Origin of the sequence: Bacillus sp. 007/AIA-02/001, from assembly GCF_004634455.1 — a bacterium.
Taxonomy (GTDB): Bacteria; Bacillota; Bacilli; order Bacillales; family Bacillaceae_G; genus Bacillus_A; species Bacillus_A cereus.
Genome location: NZ_SEIY01000002.1, coordinates 14744 through 30195, shown reverse-complemented (window position 1 = coordinate 30195; position 15452 = coordinate 14744). Strand labels below are relative to the sequence as shown.

The following is a 15452-nucleotide window of genomic DNA, read 5'->3' as shown; positions in this document are numbered from 1 at the left end:
AAGCTTGGCAAGCGCCAAGCTTTCTCCTTATAATTCTTTACCTTCTACCGGTAGTACGTTTTTCACCGCTTCTACCACTTTCTCATCTTCTGTATCAGATAAGAAGATTGATATAGCACCTTTATCGTCGCTCGTACGAATTAAACGACCAATCCCTTGACGAAGACGTAAAATCATATATGGTACATCTACATCCCAGAACGGGTCATTCACATGTTTACGCTTCGCTTCAAACACAGGATCGTTTGGAGGGAATGGTAATGACCAAATGATAACATGTGATAATGATGAACCAGGAATGTCTAAACCTTCCCATAAATGAACGGCACAAAGTACAGTCTCTTCTTCATTTTGGAAGCGAGAAACGAGCTGACTAATTTCTTGATCCCCTTCATATAGGAACGGAACTGACATTTGTTCTTTACTTACATATTCTTTAAACGCTGCAAGTTCTTGCGTTGTACGGAATAATACAAGTGTACGTCCGTTTGTTTTCTGTATATTTTCAAGTGTATATTGACACTTTCTTTCCCACTCATTTTCTTTCGTATGCGATAGTAAGTTTACTGCCATTTGCTCTTCATAATCAAATGGTGAGGCAACTGAGAATGATAAGTAATCTTTTACCCCTAGGCTATTTGCTGTAAATGCGAATGAATCGTTATTAGATAATGTAGCAGATGAGAAGATATACGGGATTTTCTTCGAGAATACTTTCTCTTGTAATACTTCTTCAACTGCACGTGGCATAATTACTAACGTGAAGGCTCCATCACCTTCTTCACCCCATGTAATTACATTTTTCTCATGCATGAATAGACGAAGTGAATGTTCTAATACATCTAAATGTTCATCAACGATATTTAAATCATACGTATTTACTGTATGCATTTCACTTTCAAATACTAACGCATCACCGACTTCACCAATTTTCGCATAAAGTCGTTTTGCTTCAGCTGTTACTTTTTCTGTCACAGTAATTTCTAAACGATCAGAACCGGCAATTTCTTTTTTGTTTTCTTGTAACACATCAAAGAATCGCTCTGTTTGCCAAATTGTTTCTTCTACTAAATGTGCAAACTCTTCACGAATATCGTTTTGTAATAATCTCGTTAAAAGTTGCTCCATCATCGTTTGCTTTAAACGATATGTTAAAGCTTTTTGAGCTGCATATTCTACAAGATGTCCTTCATCGAATACAACACAACTACTTTCTGGTAATAATGGAATTTGCCCTTCACGCTTTCGAGCATCGTACGTCCAAATATGATCCATATAAAAATCTTGAGAACAAATAATTAAATCTGCTGCTTTACGATAATGTTCACGTGAAAGAGTTTGACCGCAACGATGACGAGAATCACAAGTGAAGCAATCTTGGAAGTAATCCCAATTTACTTTTGACCATTCTTCGTCATTTAATAGTGGAAATTCTTTTCGGTCACCATAGTGAGTAAAGTTTTGCATTGTACCATGATCGAATACAAACTGTGGTAACTCGTAATATACGTCTTCAATTACTTCTGGAGCTCGTCCACTCATAACATCTTCAAGTTTACGTAAGCATAAATAATTATCCATTGATTTTGCAAGCCTTACATCAACAGATAGCCCTAATGCTTCAGATAACTTAGCAATGTCCCCTTCTTCTTTCACAAGCTGCTCAATTAACGTTTCATCTGCACAAGCAATAATAGCTGGTTTCCCAGTATAACGCGCGTAACAAATTGCATATAGAAGATATACAATTGTTTTCCCTGTTCCTACACCAGCTTCTGCGAACATAACTTTCTTTTCTTGGAAAGCGCGTTCTAACTGAAACGCCATAAAAATTTGTTCATCACGCTCTTCAAAGCCTTTTTCCGGAAGGATGTCGTAAAACACATCTCCAATCCACTCATTCAACTTATCATAAAAATTATCTTGTTTTCCTACTTCAAATGGTAATCTCTTCTCAGTAAACATCCTTAGCCTCCAACCAAAAAGTTTTTCTATAAAAAGATAATAGCAACCGCTACTCATATGTGTGCAGCCACTTTCCCCTGTTGCAATACATAGAAATTCACGAAAAAAAATTTTCCTTTCGAAAAAGGAAAATTTTCTTCTATATTAATGACTTTAAATACCGTTTATCAATCGCTGTTTCATGTGAAAGAGCTGACAAATATTCTTCTTGTGCTTTTTGTATTTCATCTACAATCGCACCTTGACTATCCACTTCTTTTCCGAGCTCATCATACGTACGGTGAATAGCTTTTTGAATCATTGATAATTGGAAATTATCCATATCACTTCCTCCTTTACGCATTACATAATAGCCAGTATATGCGCGCTGGAGGAGTTTTATACTATGAATTACGCGGTGGACGTTTTCCGAAGTATTGGTAGTAATCTGTACGGATAAATCCGTTAAACAGCTTACGCTTCTTCGACGCTTCTTTTCCGTAACACTTCTCAAATGCTTCGTAGCTTGTTAATACATACGCTGACCATGTATCTAATGGGCGGAATACTTGTCCCATTTCTTTGTACAATTGTTCAACAAGTGCTTTTTCACTTAAACGTTCTCCGTATGGAGGATTCGTTACAACGTAGCCATAATCCTCTTTTGTTGTGAAATCTTTTACTTGCATTTGTTTAAATGTAATTAAATCGCCCAAGCCTACTTCTTCTGCGTTATCTTGAGCAACTCGAATCATACGATGATCAATATCGGATCCAATGATTTGTAATTGTTGATCATAGTTCGCTAAATCTTCAGCTTCTTGACGAGCTTCACGCCAGTTTTGTTTACCTACCCAGCCCCACTCGTCAGATGCGAAACCACGGTTAAATCCTGGTGCAATGTTTTGTCCAATTAATGCTGCTTCAATCGGAATTGTACCTGATCCACAGAATGGATCAACAAATGGACGATCCGGCTTCCAGTTTGTTAATTTAATTAAAGACGCAGCTAATGTTTCTTTTAACGGAGCTTCCCCTTGATCCATACGGTATCCACGTTTATGAAGTCCAACACCGCTCGCATCAATTGTTAATGTCGCAATATCCTTTAGCATTGCAATCTCGATACGGAATAACGGGCCATCTTCTTCAAACCAAGTTGTACGTTTATATGTTGTTTTTAATTTTTCAACGACAGCTTTTTTAACGATACGTTGGCAATCCGAAACACTGAATAATTCAGATTTTAAAGATTTTCCGATAACAGGGAATTCACCATTCTCTGGAATATAATCTCCCCAGTTTAATGCTTTCGTTTTTTCAAATAGCTCATCAAATGTTGTTGCTTTAAATTCGCCAACTTTAATTTTTACACGGTCCGCAGTACGTAACCATAAATTCGTACGACAAATCGCCTTTTCATCTGCTTCAAATGTTACTTTGCTGTTTTCTACTTGACATTCATAACCAAGATCGCGAACTTCTCGGGCAACTAACGCTTCAATACCCATTGCCGCTGTTGCAATTAAAGTAACTTTTCCCATTTGCATTCACCTCTTATGTATATTCAAACAATAATTAATAGCAATTGGTCCTATTAATCATTACATTTTACGAAAAATTTTCTCATTAACCATTTTAACTCATACTTTATAACTTCATACAAATAAAAAGCCCTCCTCTAACAAAGGAGAGCTGAGTTATTTCATAGTTGGTTCATAACGTTCTGTAAGCCATGTTCTGTTCCTTTGTACTACAAACGGCCCACGCCTCGTACTCCGGTGGCAATCATCTATCTACAGGTTATAAAACCTGTCCTTTCCCGTCGTTCATTTCCTTGGAAAAGATTCCCCTACCATTATTTGGGTTTCTCGCTCGTGGGGTTTACCTCGTTCCACTCCTATCATTTCTTCAAGGACTTCGTCACTGTGGCACTTTAAAGGTAGTCAAACCATATCCGAAAGGACTTAGGTTTTTTCCCTGCCGTTAAACCAGCCTTACAGCCAGAATACCCTAGCTTATGAATTGGCTAGGCACGAACACTACAGCCATCTCAGGCCGTGCGAGCATGGACTTTCCTCTACAACGTTGGCGTTGCAGCGATTACCCAAACGTTATGACATCCATTAGTATAGTGGAAACAAAAAGATTTTGCAACGTTTTTTTCTATGTAAAATGCTTAAACCTTTTCCCACCTTACATCATTCGTATAACTTACTTCCAAATACAGCTTTTTCTAAGTTAGATAAGCGTTTTAAAATATCCGTATTCGTGTTGTTATAAACTGGTTGTGCAACTGGTGTTTGTACAGGTTGTTGTGGAACTTGCGTTACTGCTAGTTTTTGTTCCTCTAATTCACGCTTTAAACGAGCATTTTGTTGCTTTAATTGCTCAAACTCTTTGTGGAAAGCTTCATAGTCTTTAATGATCATATCAAGAAACTTGTCTACTTCTTCTTGCTGATAACCTCTCATACCTGTTTTAAATTCTTTTTCTAAAATATCTTTCGCTGTTAATTTAATTTTATCCGAAATCATTTTCTTCACCTCAAATTTTTACCAAAACTTTCATTAACTAAATTTTTTCAGAAACAATGCTTTTTGTCAATCATATATACGAGTACTATATTACATATTTACTCTGCATTATTCCACTGTTCCTCTTCTATTATATCTTGTAAATCAGAAAAAAGAATGAAATAACTGTGATAATTTTCTATTTCTCCTTTTTTCTTTGCTGCTTCTACAATATATTTGGGACTTCCTGGTTTTTCTTCATCGTATACCGCTAAAAGCGCATCACTTTTTTCAATAAAAAATTGATTTTTTAATTTAAATTGCTCTGGACTTTCATACTTCCGTTTCGTGATACTATCAACATGGTCTGCTTGAGAAAGGATAAATTCATAATATTCACGATTATCTTCTTTCCAATTTTCTTCTTGTTCTAAAAACGGAGTGAATACCGCTAATTTTAAATCTGGATATTCTACTTGCATTTCAAAAACAACTTCAGCAGCCCATAATTCTACACCTAATTGGCCACTTATTATAACCCACTCTAAACCATCTTCTACAAAATTGGTTAATTTACGGTGTAACGCTTTCTTTATACACTCCACCCCTGGATGATCATTTTTAAATATTCCAAGTTCAAATGGCTTATATCCTGTTACTGCAATAACTTTCATATCAACACTCCAATTACAAAAAAAGAACTAGCATTTCGCTAGTTCTAACATATCATTTACTTTTTAAACATTCCACCAACGTTTGGTCCGATATTTGGACCGAATGGTGATACGTTTGGTCCAATATTCGGTCCGAATGGTGATACGTTTGGTCCAAACGGAGATACATTTGGTCCTGGACCAAATGGTGATACGTGATGTCCATGATGTCCATGATGACCATGGCCACACGGTCCACATCCGCCGCCGAATCCTGGGTCGATTGGGTCCACAACATTTACATTTGAATTTGTTTGCGGGAAGAAGTTTTGGTTTTTAATTTGTTGATGATGTACATGTGTTGTATGTGTTGGGAAAATGTGTGGCACCACCGTTGTTGAAAAAGAGTGTGTTACGCATTGTTTCGTCGGATGAATGACAGGAGCAGTCGTACAAATAGGTCCTGTAGGCTTATGCCCTCCAAAGCAAGGATGACAATGATGCATAGTTTTTTCTCTCCTCTCTCGTTAAAAAAATCTGATTACACTTTACAGTATGAGAAAAGAGAGAAAGCCGTTTGTTATATATACCCATTTATTACAAGGAAATTTGTCTAGTCCTTTATTTCATTTACATTGTTTTTATAGACAATCCTTCAACATCACTTACCAAAAAAGCCTCCAACTTGCTTTACAATACCTGTCACTTGATTCATCGCATTCATCATTTGTCCAGCTGTATTCATCATTTTATTTACATCATAGTTACCATCTGATGTTTTAAATTGAGAAACAAAACTAGAAAACTGGCTTGGCTGTGGTTGCTTTTGCTTACCCTGCGTCGGGTACGGTTGTTTTGGTGGATAAAACATCGCTTGTTGATTAGCATACGGCGATGGTGGTGGCATATAATATTGCGAATTCATATAAGGCTGCTGCTGTGGTTGATTCATGTATGGTTGCTGAGCTTGTGATTGTTGAGCTTGATTCACATAAGGTTGCTGCTGTTGTGGTTGTTGAGCTTGATTCATAAAGGACACTTCAAACGGTTGATAATAATTTTGATTTCCATAATAAGGCTCGAAAGGATACATATTATACCGTAAATATGTATCCGTATTATATTGGTACATATTTTGCTGTGCATATGGATTCGTTTGCTGATATACGTTAGGTTGTTGAAACATGCATTCTCTCCTCCTTCACATAAGTTTCTACATATATAATATGTACCTATAAAATAATATGTGTGATGGAATATATGTCTATTTTTGTCGGAAGTTTAAATTTTTAAAAAATTAAAAAAGAAAACCCTTCCATGCTATGATAATTAAGAAGAAGATTCTCATGGGGGAGGAATCAACATGGTATTAGGGGATTTAAAACAAGCGTTTTCTCAAAAAAAGGGGTATTGCACAGAGAATGCAAATGAATTATTAGACTTTGCGAGACATTGGTATCTCGAAGGAAAAATATGCATATCAGATTATCGAACATTAATAAAAGAATTAGAAATAAACGGCGCAACAAAACCTACAACAATGACAGAAGCATAAAAATAACAAGAGGGCTCTCCCTCTTGTTATTTACATTGCTCAACTATATTTTGCAAAGTATACGAAATGGCTTGGTGTGTTTCAAAGAATCGTTTACCTTTACCTTTATTTACAAAGCATTGCAACACATTCGTTTGTAAATTATCGTATACTTGATCAATTTGCTGTACATGTATATACTTTGGCTTTTCTTCTTTAATCCACGTATAAGCTAGTTCTTTCCACTTCTTTAATTCCTCATCTACCATATCTACAAACGGTTTCATATCCTTATAAAAGTCGTATTCAGTTAGTTCTCTTTTTTTTACATTCGCTTCATTATTATACTGCATGAGTTTTTCTGAAGACTGTATTAATGCTTCATTCTTCATTTCTTTCCCACCTTATTATGCACTCACTACGACGGTTTGAAATGTCTTCACCCAATTCCCTTTTTCTTCGTGATGCACTAATTTATTTTCCATATGTTCAATATGCATTTCTGTTATTTCTATCTTATTACATATTTTTTCACTCGCATCCTTTAATGCATGATTCATTCTAATCCCTATATTCATTTCCAGCAAATCGAGAGAACTTAACATTTGATCCATTTTTTTCATTACATCTTCCTTCTGAACCATCGCCATATACAAAACGCCTCCTTCTTTGCTTTTCCTTTGTCATGTAATTTCGCCGAATGATTCACCACTCCTGCCCACATGACAAAACTAGTTGTTATTCGTCAAAGAAATCATTTCGTATGTCATTTATAGAAATGGTAACAATACAAAAAGGAGGTGTATTACAATGGCAAAGAACAAAAATGAAAAAAAGAAAAACCAAAACAAACAACAAAATAAACCCGAGACTGGCAATCCAAAGCTAGATGGTCCAAACTTCCCTGCTACATAAAGCGAGACTTTATTACGAACATTTAAATTTCAAATCATCCTTAATCTCCTACTAGCATTACGTTTTGAAATTAAAGTTGTAGCACGCATAGCAGGATTTTTTCAAATTAAGAAGTCCCGTCTTCAAAATGGAAGACGGGACTTCTTTTTTATTATATCATGAACTCATCGATCCTTTTAGCAAAACGGTTTACGATAGATAGCCTATAGATTTGTTCTCTCTTTCTTCTATACCATTCTGTTATATTAACTTCCCCTTTAGGTTCTTCAAGTACAAATAACACATTCATTTTCATATTTGCACAAAACCAATCTCTCATTTTTATTTCTTCATGTAAAATAACAGGATAAATATCTCTAAGTGTTGGCGTATAAGACTTTCGAGTTTCCTTTGCGTAAACTTCATAATCTTCTCTAGACCCAGTATGTGTAGTTTGCAGTGCAAACTTATAAAACGAACCATTATAAATTGGATGAAACAATAACCATGCTAATTTTTTTCCTAGTTCTATACGCTTTTGTAACGTTTCAAATTGATAAACCGAAAACCCATACATTCTCCCTTCAATTGTTGGGAAGATAACTGCACTAATATGAAGTCTTTCTTGTACTTTAAAAAGTGCAGTATGGAATACATGTTTTTTAAAATATGTGTTCTCAATGACTGGTTTTTGAATTTTATTTTGTTCATTTATAATAAGCGCTGTCATAAGTCTATTCATATCTCTTCTTTCCCAGAAAAGTAACCATTCTTTTTCCATAAAAATTGATACATTGAAGTATTGCAACAAATGAAAGAGAGGTGCATGTCTCTTCTTACTTTCCTCATACAATAATAGCTGAGGAAATGCATCTAAAAAAATAATCCAATTAGCCTGTTCGTACAGAAGAAATAAATGTTTTTTTACCGTTCTAGGTAAAACAGTAGCATAATATCTCCCTTCTAAATCAGTCATATTCCAGCCCGCATTTCTCGAAACCATACTCGCTAAAAAGGCCCACCTGATTTCACTATTTCTTAAATAATATTCTTGATAAGATTGTGTCCGAGAAATATTGTCCACATTAGCTATTTCTGTTTTCTTTTTAATATTGTGAATGATTGCTTTTTCTTCCTCTATACAAAAATTTTTTTCTCGATTTTGTTTAATTTTCATATAATCATTCCATGTAAACATAAATAAGTCATCATACCTTTCATCAAAAAGGTCACATCTTTTTTCATTTTTTGATATAATCACCTTTGTAAGTAATTCTTAGCAAGTTGGGGGTGGACACACTATGACCATTCGTTACCCAAATGGAAAAAGGTATAATCAAGCTTCACAACCTCAAAAAACACCTATAAAAACACATACTTATAGTAATAGAGGTATGTCCCTTGAAGAGGAATTGAATGAAACAAATCAATATTACTTAACCCATAATATTGCATGTGTACATAAAAAGCCTACACCTCTTCAAATTGTAAAAGTAGATTACCCCGCTCGAAGTGCTGCAGTGGTAAAAGAAGCGTATTTTAAACAACCTTCTACAACAGATTACAACGGTGTATACAAAGGGAAATACATCGATTTTGAAGCAAAGGAAACCAAAAATAAAACTAGTTTCCCACTTCAAAACTTCCACCTTCATCAAATTGAACATATGAAGCAAGTGGTTGCTCATAATGGAATTGCATTTGTTATTATTAAATTTACACTTTTTGATGAATTTTATTTACTAGATGCAAAACATATTATTGCATTTTGGAATCGTCAAAATACTGGTGGACGCAAGTCGATTACGAAAGAAGAAATAGAAGAGCATGGATCCTTATTATCATGCGGTTATCACCCTCGGATTGACTATATCCGTGTACTAGACATGGTTTATTTTTCGTGATAGAGTCATCACTAAGGCTCTTTTTTCGACTTTTGGGGGAGAGAATGAAAGGTAGGAGAAAGTATAATGTCAGATAATTATCGTTCTCGTACAGAACGAAATCATGTGAAAAATCAAGAGAAAAAAACACATAAAGAAGAAAAACCAAAGAAAAAAGGCTCCTTTTTCAAGAAATTCCTTATAGGTTGTCTACTTCTTGGTATCGTTGGTCTTGTAGCCGGCGTTTCCGCTTTCTTTGTTATGGTAAAGGACGCTCCAAAATTAGACAAATCCAAACTTGTTAATCCTTTATCAACAAAGTTTCTCGATAAAAACGGAAATTTCTTTTATGAATACGGTGCTGAAAAACGAACACATGTTACTTATGATCAAATTCCAAAAGTAGTTGAAAATGCATTTCTTGCAACTGAGGATTCGCGTTTCTATGATCATAATGGAATTGATTTTAAACGAACTACAAAAGCAGTTATGGAAAATGTCACTGGTGGTTTCGGTTCCCAAGGTGGTAGTACGATTACACAGCAAGTCGTTAAAAACTACTTTCTAACGATGGACAAAACTGCTAAAAGAAAAGTGCAAGAATGGTACTTATCTTACAAATTAGAGCAACAATACTCTAAACATGAGATTTTAGAAATGTACTTAAATAAGATTAATTTAGGTAACCGTTCATACGGTATTGCGACAGCAGCGCAAAAATATTATGGTAAAGATTTAAAAGACTTGCAATTACATGAAGCTGCTATGCTCGCTGGTTTACCCCAAGGTCCAAACATTTATGATCCAACAAAAAAAGAAAATGTTGAACGAGCAACAAATCGTCGTAATGTCGTATTATCATTAATGAATCGACATGGTTATATAACAAAAGAAGAAATGAATAACGCCGTTAAGATTCCAGTAACTGAGGGCCTTCAACCGTCTTCAGAAGTAACTGAGATGAAGTATCAAGCATTTTTAGATGCGGTTGTAAAAGAAGTTGAAAAAGAATATCCTGATGTAAATATCGGTTCAGATGGTTTAACGATTCATACAACACTTGATCAAGATGCTCAAGATTACGCCGACAAAATTATGGATGGCAATCTTATTAAGTATCCGGACGATCAATTCCAAGGGTCATTCGTATTTATGGATACACAGTCTGGAGAAGTTCGAGCAATTGGTGCTGGACGTAAAGAAAGTAAGTCTACTTTCAAAGGTCATAATATGGCAACTGATTTAAAACGCCAAGTTGGTTCAACAATGAAACCAATTTTCGACTACGGTCCGGCAATTGAAAATTTACAATGGTCTACATACCATCAATTAAACGACTCAGAGTATACGTATTCCAATGGTAAGAAAATACAAAATGCAACAAAGAGTTACAAAGGTGACGTTTCACTACGTGAAGCTTTGAAAAAGTCATTAAACATTCCAGCTTTAAAGACAGCACAAACAGTTGGTCTTAATAAGTCAAAAGAATTTGCTGAAGGTTTAGGCATGACCTTTAAAGAAGGAAAAGTCTACGAATCAACAGCAATCGGTAGTAACGATAGTTCTCCATTAGAAGTAGCAGGTGCATATGCAACCTTTGGTAATAGTGGTAACTATAATAAACCACACTTCGTAAAAGAAGTAACCTTCCCGGACGGGAAAAAGAAAAGCTTTAAACCGAAAGAACATCGCGCAATGCAAGACTATACAGCTTATATGGTTACTGACGTTCTTCGTGACGTAGTAAAACCTGGTTCTGGTGGTACAGGTCCAACAGCATACGTTTCAGGTGTTGACGTAGCAGGTAAAACAGGAACACAAAACTTTGATGAATCAGTTCTTCAAAAATATGACATCCCAGCTGATGCAAACAGAGATAGCTGGTTTGCTGGATATACGCCACAATACACAATGGCTGTTTGGACCGGTTACGAAAAAGATGGTCCAAAAAATTATGTTAGCGATCGCTCCACTAGAATTGCACAGCAAATGTTCCAAGTAATGATGAGCAAATTCGCTACAGATAAATCACGCTTTGAACGTCCTTCTTCTGTACAAGAAATAAACGGAGAGTTATACGTAAAAGGTGCGAAAAAAGATGCAATTAAACAAATTAAAGTAGATGCCCCTAGTGGTCTGAATGTCACTTTTGATGGCGCTAGCACAGTTACACTAAACTGGTCTGGACCAGCAGAAGTTGATGCATATGCAGCCAGCTATAAAGCAACTGACGGTTCAAGTGGTAGCCTATCAATAAGTGGTACGACAGCTACTCTTGATGGTATTAAACCAGGTGTTACTTACAGCTTCTCTGTAGTAGCGAAAAAAGGTACTGGCACAAGCCCAGCAGTTGGTGCATCCTTCACTGCGCCTGGCGGAACTCCAGATGCAAAAAAAGCTGAAGAAGAGGCTAAGAAAAAGGCCGATGAAGAAGCTAAGAAAAAAGCTGATGAGGAAGCCCAGAAAAAGGCTAATGAAGATAAAGTAAAACAAGACGAAACTAAGAAAAAGGCTGAAGAAGAGGCTAAGAAACAACAAGAACAGCAACAGCAAGAACAACAACGTAAACAGCAAGAAGAAGCTCAAAAGAAAGCTGATGAGGAAGCTAGAAGGAAAGCTGAAGAAGAAGCTAAGAAAAAAGCTGAAGAAGAAGCTAAGAAGAAAGCTGAAGAAGAGGCCAAGAAAAAAGCTGAAGAAGAGGCTAAGAAACAACAAGAACAGCAACACCAAAATCCCGGAGGAGATACACCTCACGCAGACGGTGCTGTTGTTACAACAGAGTCCTAATATACAAAAAAAGAAGTCCGTTTCTCTTAACGAGAAGCGGACTTCTTTTTTGTTATCATTTTCTTTACATACAGCTTTTCTATTTCGATATACAACTGCGCTAATTGAATATAAGAATGATAATTACTCGGTTTCTTTATAATGAATGAATATCTTTCCATAAAATTAACAGGTTGCACTTTTAATTTATTCGTATTTATTTGCATTTCATTTAAACTATGAACAGGTTGTTCATTTAGCCAATAGACAACCGATAACAAGTGAGCTGAAAAAAGAATCATTGGTCCCTCAGCCTCTTGCTTATTTCTATTTCGAAACAGTATAGCAATGTCTTCATGCTTATTTTTCCATACATTCAACATCACTGGAATGCTGTTTTCAATTTCCTTCCATGGCTCATACTGTCTTTCAATATCAAATATAAAGTAAGTATTTTGTATTATCTCTTCAAAAGAATTGTCTGTATGATACTTAATTAAATTTACACTTTCTTTAAAAAATGGTAAACAGTGAAATTCTTTCGGTATTTCTATAACTCGTTCCATCCTTTATTTCACCTTCATTCGCTTCTTTCCTTCACGACATACTTCTAACAGTCTGCATTCCTCACATTGCGGTCGTTGTGCTTTACAATGATAACGTCCAAAGAAAATCATACGATGATGTGTAACTCCCCACTCATCCATTGGTACTTTCTTCATTAATGTTTTTTCTACTTCTAACACAGAGTCTTTCCATCTACACATAGCTAATCGTTTACTCACTCGCTCCACATGTGTATCAACAGCAATTGCCGGAATTCCAAACGCTACGGAAACTACAACATTCGCTGTTTTCCTTCCTACACCTGGTAATTTCGTAAGTTCATCTCGATCGTTCGGTACTTCTCCATTATAGTCATCTAATAACATTCGGCATAATTTTTGAATGTTTTTTGCTTTATTTCTATACAATCCGATAGAGCGTATATCTTGTTGTAATTCTTCTAGAGAAACACTTAAATAATCTTCTGGTGTTTTATATTTTTGAAATAAATTTCTTGTCACTTTATTTACAAGTACATCCGTACATTGTGCAGATAACGCCACCGCGATTACAAGTTCAAATGGATTATCATGAACCAATTCACAATGTGCTTCTGGATACATATCCGCCATTGTGTCTAAACAATAACGGATTTGCGTTTTGTTAAGCATATTTTTCCTCCTATATTACTGCTCCAACCAATTATAAAAAGGCACTTTTCCAGTAAATTTCGTCTCTTGTTTTGTCATTTGTTGTGCCCTTTGTTGATTCGCTCTAAATTTTTGACCTTGATTTTGAGCCTGATCTACCGTTTTAATTCCATTCTTTTTCCACTCAAATAAAATACGATCAATATATCGGAAATTTAGTTTTCCACTCATTACAGCTTCTCTAAGAGCCGCTTGAATTAAATTTGGATGATGTTGATCTTGGTCCTCCCACATCCCTAACGTTTCACATTCGAACGGCGAAAGTGGTCTTCCAAATTCTTTTTCAAATACTGTATATAAATTTACTTGTAGCTGTTTTTTTTCTTTTTGCTCTTCCTCTATTGATTCATCCATTAAGAAATGTAATATTTTTTCCCATAACGGTTGTAAAGAATAACTTTCGCACATCATCGCTTCTGATCTTTGTCCACCTTCTAGTGATAAAAAACCTTTTTGAATCAACGTCTGAATTACTTCCATACATTTCATTTCCGTTATCGTCATCCGTTCAGAAATCTCTGAAGGAGTCGGAAACGAATTACCTGATTCTAAAAATGTGTGTACATGAAGTACAACCATAAATTCCGTCTCATTTAAACCTAATTTTTTATAATGCATCATAAGCAATTTTGGAATTGCAATGCTTCCCTGCTCAAACCACTGTAACATCATTTTCTTTTTCATCACCAAACACCTCGCTCTCTAGTATAACACACCTTTAGCTATTTCTTTTTGCCACAATCCGTCAAAAAAACCTCCCCATTAATAGGGAGGTTTTTTATATTACATGAATGAAATATAAAATTAAGCTTGCACTTTACTTTTCATAAATGTATGGATGCGCTCTAATGCTTTCTCTACTTGTTCAAGAGATGTCGCATATGATAAACGAACATTATTTGGAGCACCAAATCCTGTACCTGGTACAAGAGCCACTTTTTCCTCTTCTAATAGAGCTTTTGCCCAATCATCAACTGTTGCATATCCTGATAAAGCTACAGCTTCTTTTACGTTAGGGAATAAGTAAAATGCCCCTTGCGGTTTAATACAAGTAAAGCCAGGGATTTGAATTAATTTATCATAAATGATGTTTAATCTCTCTTCAAAGGCTTGACGCATTGTTTCCACAGGTTCTTGTGAGCCTGCATATGCCGCAATTGCGCCGTATTGAGCGATTGAAGTAGGGTTTGACGTACTATGACTCGCTAAATTCGTCATTGCTTTAATAAGCTGCTTATTTCCTGCAGCATATCCAATACGCCATCCTGTCATAGAATGAGATTTAGATACACCATTAATAATAAGTGTTTGTTCTTTTAATGCATTAGAAAGCTGGGCAATTGAAGTATATTCTACGCCACCATAAATTAATTTTTCATAAATTTCATCAGAAACGATTAAAATATCATGTTCTAAACATACTTCTCCAAGCTGTTGTAATTCTTCTTTGCTATAAATCATTCCTGTTGGATTGCTCGGTGAATTAATAATAACTGCTTTCGTTTTCTCTGTAATTGCCTCACGCAGCTGCTTTGCTGTAATTTTGTACTCATTGTCTTCTAAACCTTCTACATAAACCGGCTTACCGCCAGCAAGCTTTACTTGCTCTGGATAGCTTACCCAGTAAGGAGTTGGGATGATAACTTCATCTCCCTCATCAAGTAATACTTGGAATAATGTATATAATGCATGCTTTGCACCATTACATACAATAATTTCAGATGGATCATACGCAATACCTTGATCGCGAGTAAATTTCTTCACAATTTCTTGTTTTAACGATTGTAATCCACCTGTTGGTGTATACTTCGTATGCCCTTCTAACATCGCTTTATGTGCAGCATCCATAATATGCTCTGGTGTATTAAAGTCAGGTTCCCCTGCCCCTAATCCAATTACATCATGACCCTCTGCTTTTAATGCTTGTGCCTTTGCTGTAATTTCTAAAGTTGAAGACGGTGTTAAAGCAGCTACTCGCTTTGCTAATTTCATTTGTAGTTCCCCCT

Annotated in this window: 18 protein-coding genes and 1 other RNA gene; 4 read left to right on the top strand and 15 right to left on the bottom strand. The window is 35.7% G+C overall.

The features are described from left to right. Nucleotides 1-27: 27 nt before the first annotated feature. From ES895_RS05620 to ES895_RS05585, 8 genes are all read right to left on the bottom strand, one after another. Complete coding sequence (locus tag ES895_RS05620) at nucleotides 28-1965, bottom strand: ATP-dependent DNA helicase (protein WP_000493699.1); 1938 nt, start codon at nucleotides 1963-1965, stop codon at nucleotides 28-30. A 139-nt stretch (nucleotides 1966-2104) separates the two neighbouring features. Further along, entirely contained in the window at nucleotides 2105-2287 is a 183-nt protein-coding gene (locus ES895_RS05615; RefSeq protein WP_000368570.1) for a DUF3921 domain-containing protein, read from the bottom strand. 61 nt (nucleotides 2288-2348) lie between these two features. After that, nucleotides 2349-3488, bottom strand: a complete 1140-nt coding sequence (locus ES895_RS05610; RefSeq protein WP_087948099.1) for a THUMP domain-containing class I SAM-dependent RNA methyltransferase — start codon at nucleotides 3486-3488, stop codon at nucleotides 2349-2351. A gap of 180 nt (nucleotides 3489-3668) precedes the next feature. Then, an RNA gene (gene rnpB, locus ES895_RS05605) (RNase P RNA component class B) lies at nucleotides 3669-4059 on the bottom strand. An 86-nt stretch (nucleotides 4060-4145) separates the two neighbouring features. After that, a complete protein-coding gene (gpsB, locus tag ES895_RS05600) occupies nucleotides 4146-4481 on the bottom strand; it encodes a cell division regulator GpsB (protein WP_000622431.1) in 336 nt (111 codons plus the stop codon). A gap of 98 nt (nucleotides 4482-4579) precedes the next feature. Beyond that, nucleotides 4580-5134, bottom strand: coding sequence for an SLOG family protein (locus tag ES895_RS05595; protein ID WP_000862914.1), 555 nt, complete (start codon nucleotides 5132-5134; stop codon nucleotides 4580-4582). Nucleotides 5135-5190: 56 nt separating this feature from the next. After that, the gene (locus tag ES895_RS05590) at nucleotides 5191-5619 is read right to left on the bottom strand and encodes a CotD family spore coat protein (RefSeq protein WP_000546268.1); all 429 of its coding nucleotides are present in this window, start codon (nucleotides 5617-5619) and stop codon (nucleotides 5191-5193) included. Nucleotides 5620-5774: 155 nt separating this feature from the next. Then, nucleotides 5775-6299 carry a YppG family protein gene (locus ES895_RS05585; protein ID WP_097862910.1) on the bottom strand — a complete coding sequence of 175 codons (525 nt, stop codon included), beginning with the start codon at nucleotides 6297-6299 and terminating at the stop codon, nucleotides 5775-5777. A gap of 177 nt (nucleotides 6300-6476) precedes the next feature. Here ES895_RS05585 and ES895_RS05580 point away from each other — a divergent pair, with 177 nt between their 5' ends. Then, nucleotides 6477-6668, top strand: coding sequence for a YppF family protein (locus ES895_RS05580; protein WP_000242652.1), 192 nt, complete (start codon nucleotides 6477-6479; stop codon nucleotides 6666-6668). Nucleotides 6669-6694: 26 nt separating this feature from the next. Here the strand turns inward: ES895_RS05580 and ES895_RS05575 are convergent, their stop codons facing one another. Both ES895_RS05575 and ES895_RS05570 read right to left on the bottom strand, forming a co-directional pair. Beyond that, nucleotides 6695-7039: a YppE family protein gene (locus tag ES895_RS05575; protein ID WP_000786940.1), complete on the bottom strand. Its 345-nt coding sequence runs from the start codon at nucleotides 7037-7039 to the stop codon at nucleotides 6695-6697. A 15-nt stretch (nucleotides 7040-7054) separates the two neighbouring features. Next, nucleotides 7055-7297 carry a hypothetical protein gene (locus tag ES895_RS05570; protein WP_070757132.1) on the bottom strand — a complete coding sequence of 81 codons (243 nt, stop codon included), beginning with the start codon at nucleotides 7295-7297 and terminating at the stop codon, nucleotides 7055-7057. An 85-nt stretch (nucleotides 7298-7382) separates the two neighbouring features. Here ES895_RS05570 and ES895_RS30065 point away from each other — a divergent pair, with 85 nt between their 5' ends. Further along, nucleotides 7383-7562, top strand: a complete 180-nt coding sequence (locus ES895_RS30065; protein ID WP_001987054.1) for a hypothetical protein — start codon at nucleotides 7383-7385, stop codon at nucleotides 7560-7562. Between the two features lie 151 nt (nucleotides 7563-7713). Here ES895_RS30065 and ES895_RS05565 read toward each other — a convergent pair whose 3' ends face one another. After that, a complete protein-coding gene (locus ES895_RS05565) occupies nucleotides 7714-8739 on the bottom strand; it encodes a DUF2515 domain-containing protein (RefSeq protein ID WP_000495650.1) in 1026 nt (341 codons plus the stop codon). Nucleotides 8740-8842: 103 nt separating this feature from the next. On the opposite strand from ES895_RS05565, the gene recU reads away from it, so the two are divergent. Together recU and ES895_RS05555 are read left to right on the top strand one after the other, a co-directional pair. After that, nucleotides 8843-9445 carry a Holliday junction resolvase RecU gene (gene recU / locus ES895_RS05560; RefSeq protein ID WP_000155598.1) on the top strand — a complete coding sequence of 201 codons (603 nt, stop codon included), beginning with the start codon at nucleotides 8843-8845 and terminating at the stop codon, nucleotides 9443-9445. A gap of 66 nt (nucleotides 9446-9511) precedes the next feature. Next, complete coding sequence (locus tag ES895_RS05555; RefSeq protein ID WP_135238185.1) at nucleotides 9512-12211, top strand: PBP1A family penicillin-binding protein; 2700 nt, start codon at nucleotides 9512-9514, stop codon at nucleotides 12209-12211. A gap of 26 nt (nucleotides 12212-12237) precedes the next feature. Here the strand turns inward: ES895_RS05555 and ES895_RS05550 are convergent, their stop codons facing one another. The 4 genes from ES895_RS05550 to aspB form a co-directional block, all read right to left on the bottom strand. Then, nucleotides 12238-12756: a YpoC family protein gene (locus ES895_RS05550; RefSeq protein WP_000442653.1), complete on the bottom strand. Its 519-nt coding sequence runs from the start codon at nucleotides 12754-12756 to the stop codon at nucleotides 12238-12240. A gap of 3 nt (nucleotides 12757-12759) precedes the next feature. Next, nucleotides 12760-13407 carry an endonuclease III gene (nth, locus tag ES895_RS05545; protein ID WP_000933034.1) on the bottom strand — a complete coding sequence of 216 codons (648 nt, stop codon included), beginning with the start codon at nucleotides 13405-13407 and terminating at the stop codon, nucleotides 12760-12762. A 15-nt stretch (nucleotides 13408-13422) separates the two neighbouring features. Beyond that, nucleotides 13423-14130 carry a DNA replication protein DnaD gene (gene dnaD / locus ES895_RS05540; protein WP_000728552.1) on the bottom strand — a complete coding sequence of 236 codons (708 nt, stop codon included), beginning with the start codon at nucleotides 14128-14130 and terminating at the stop codon, nucleotides 13423-13425. Between the two features lie 120 nt (nucleotides 14131-14250). Continuing rightward, the gene (aspB, locus tag ES895_RS05535; RefSeq protein ID WP_000761571.1) at nucleotides 14251-15438 is read right to left on the bottom strand and encodes an aspartate transaminase AspB; all 1188 of its coding nucleotides are present in this window, start codon (nucleotides 15436-15438) and stop codon (nucleotides 14251-14253) included. Between the last annotated feature and the right edge of the window lie 14 nt (nucleotides 15439-15452).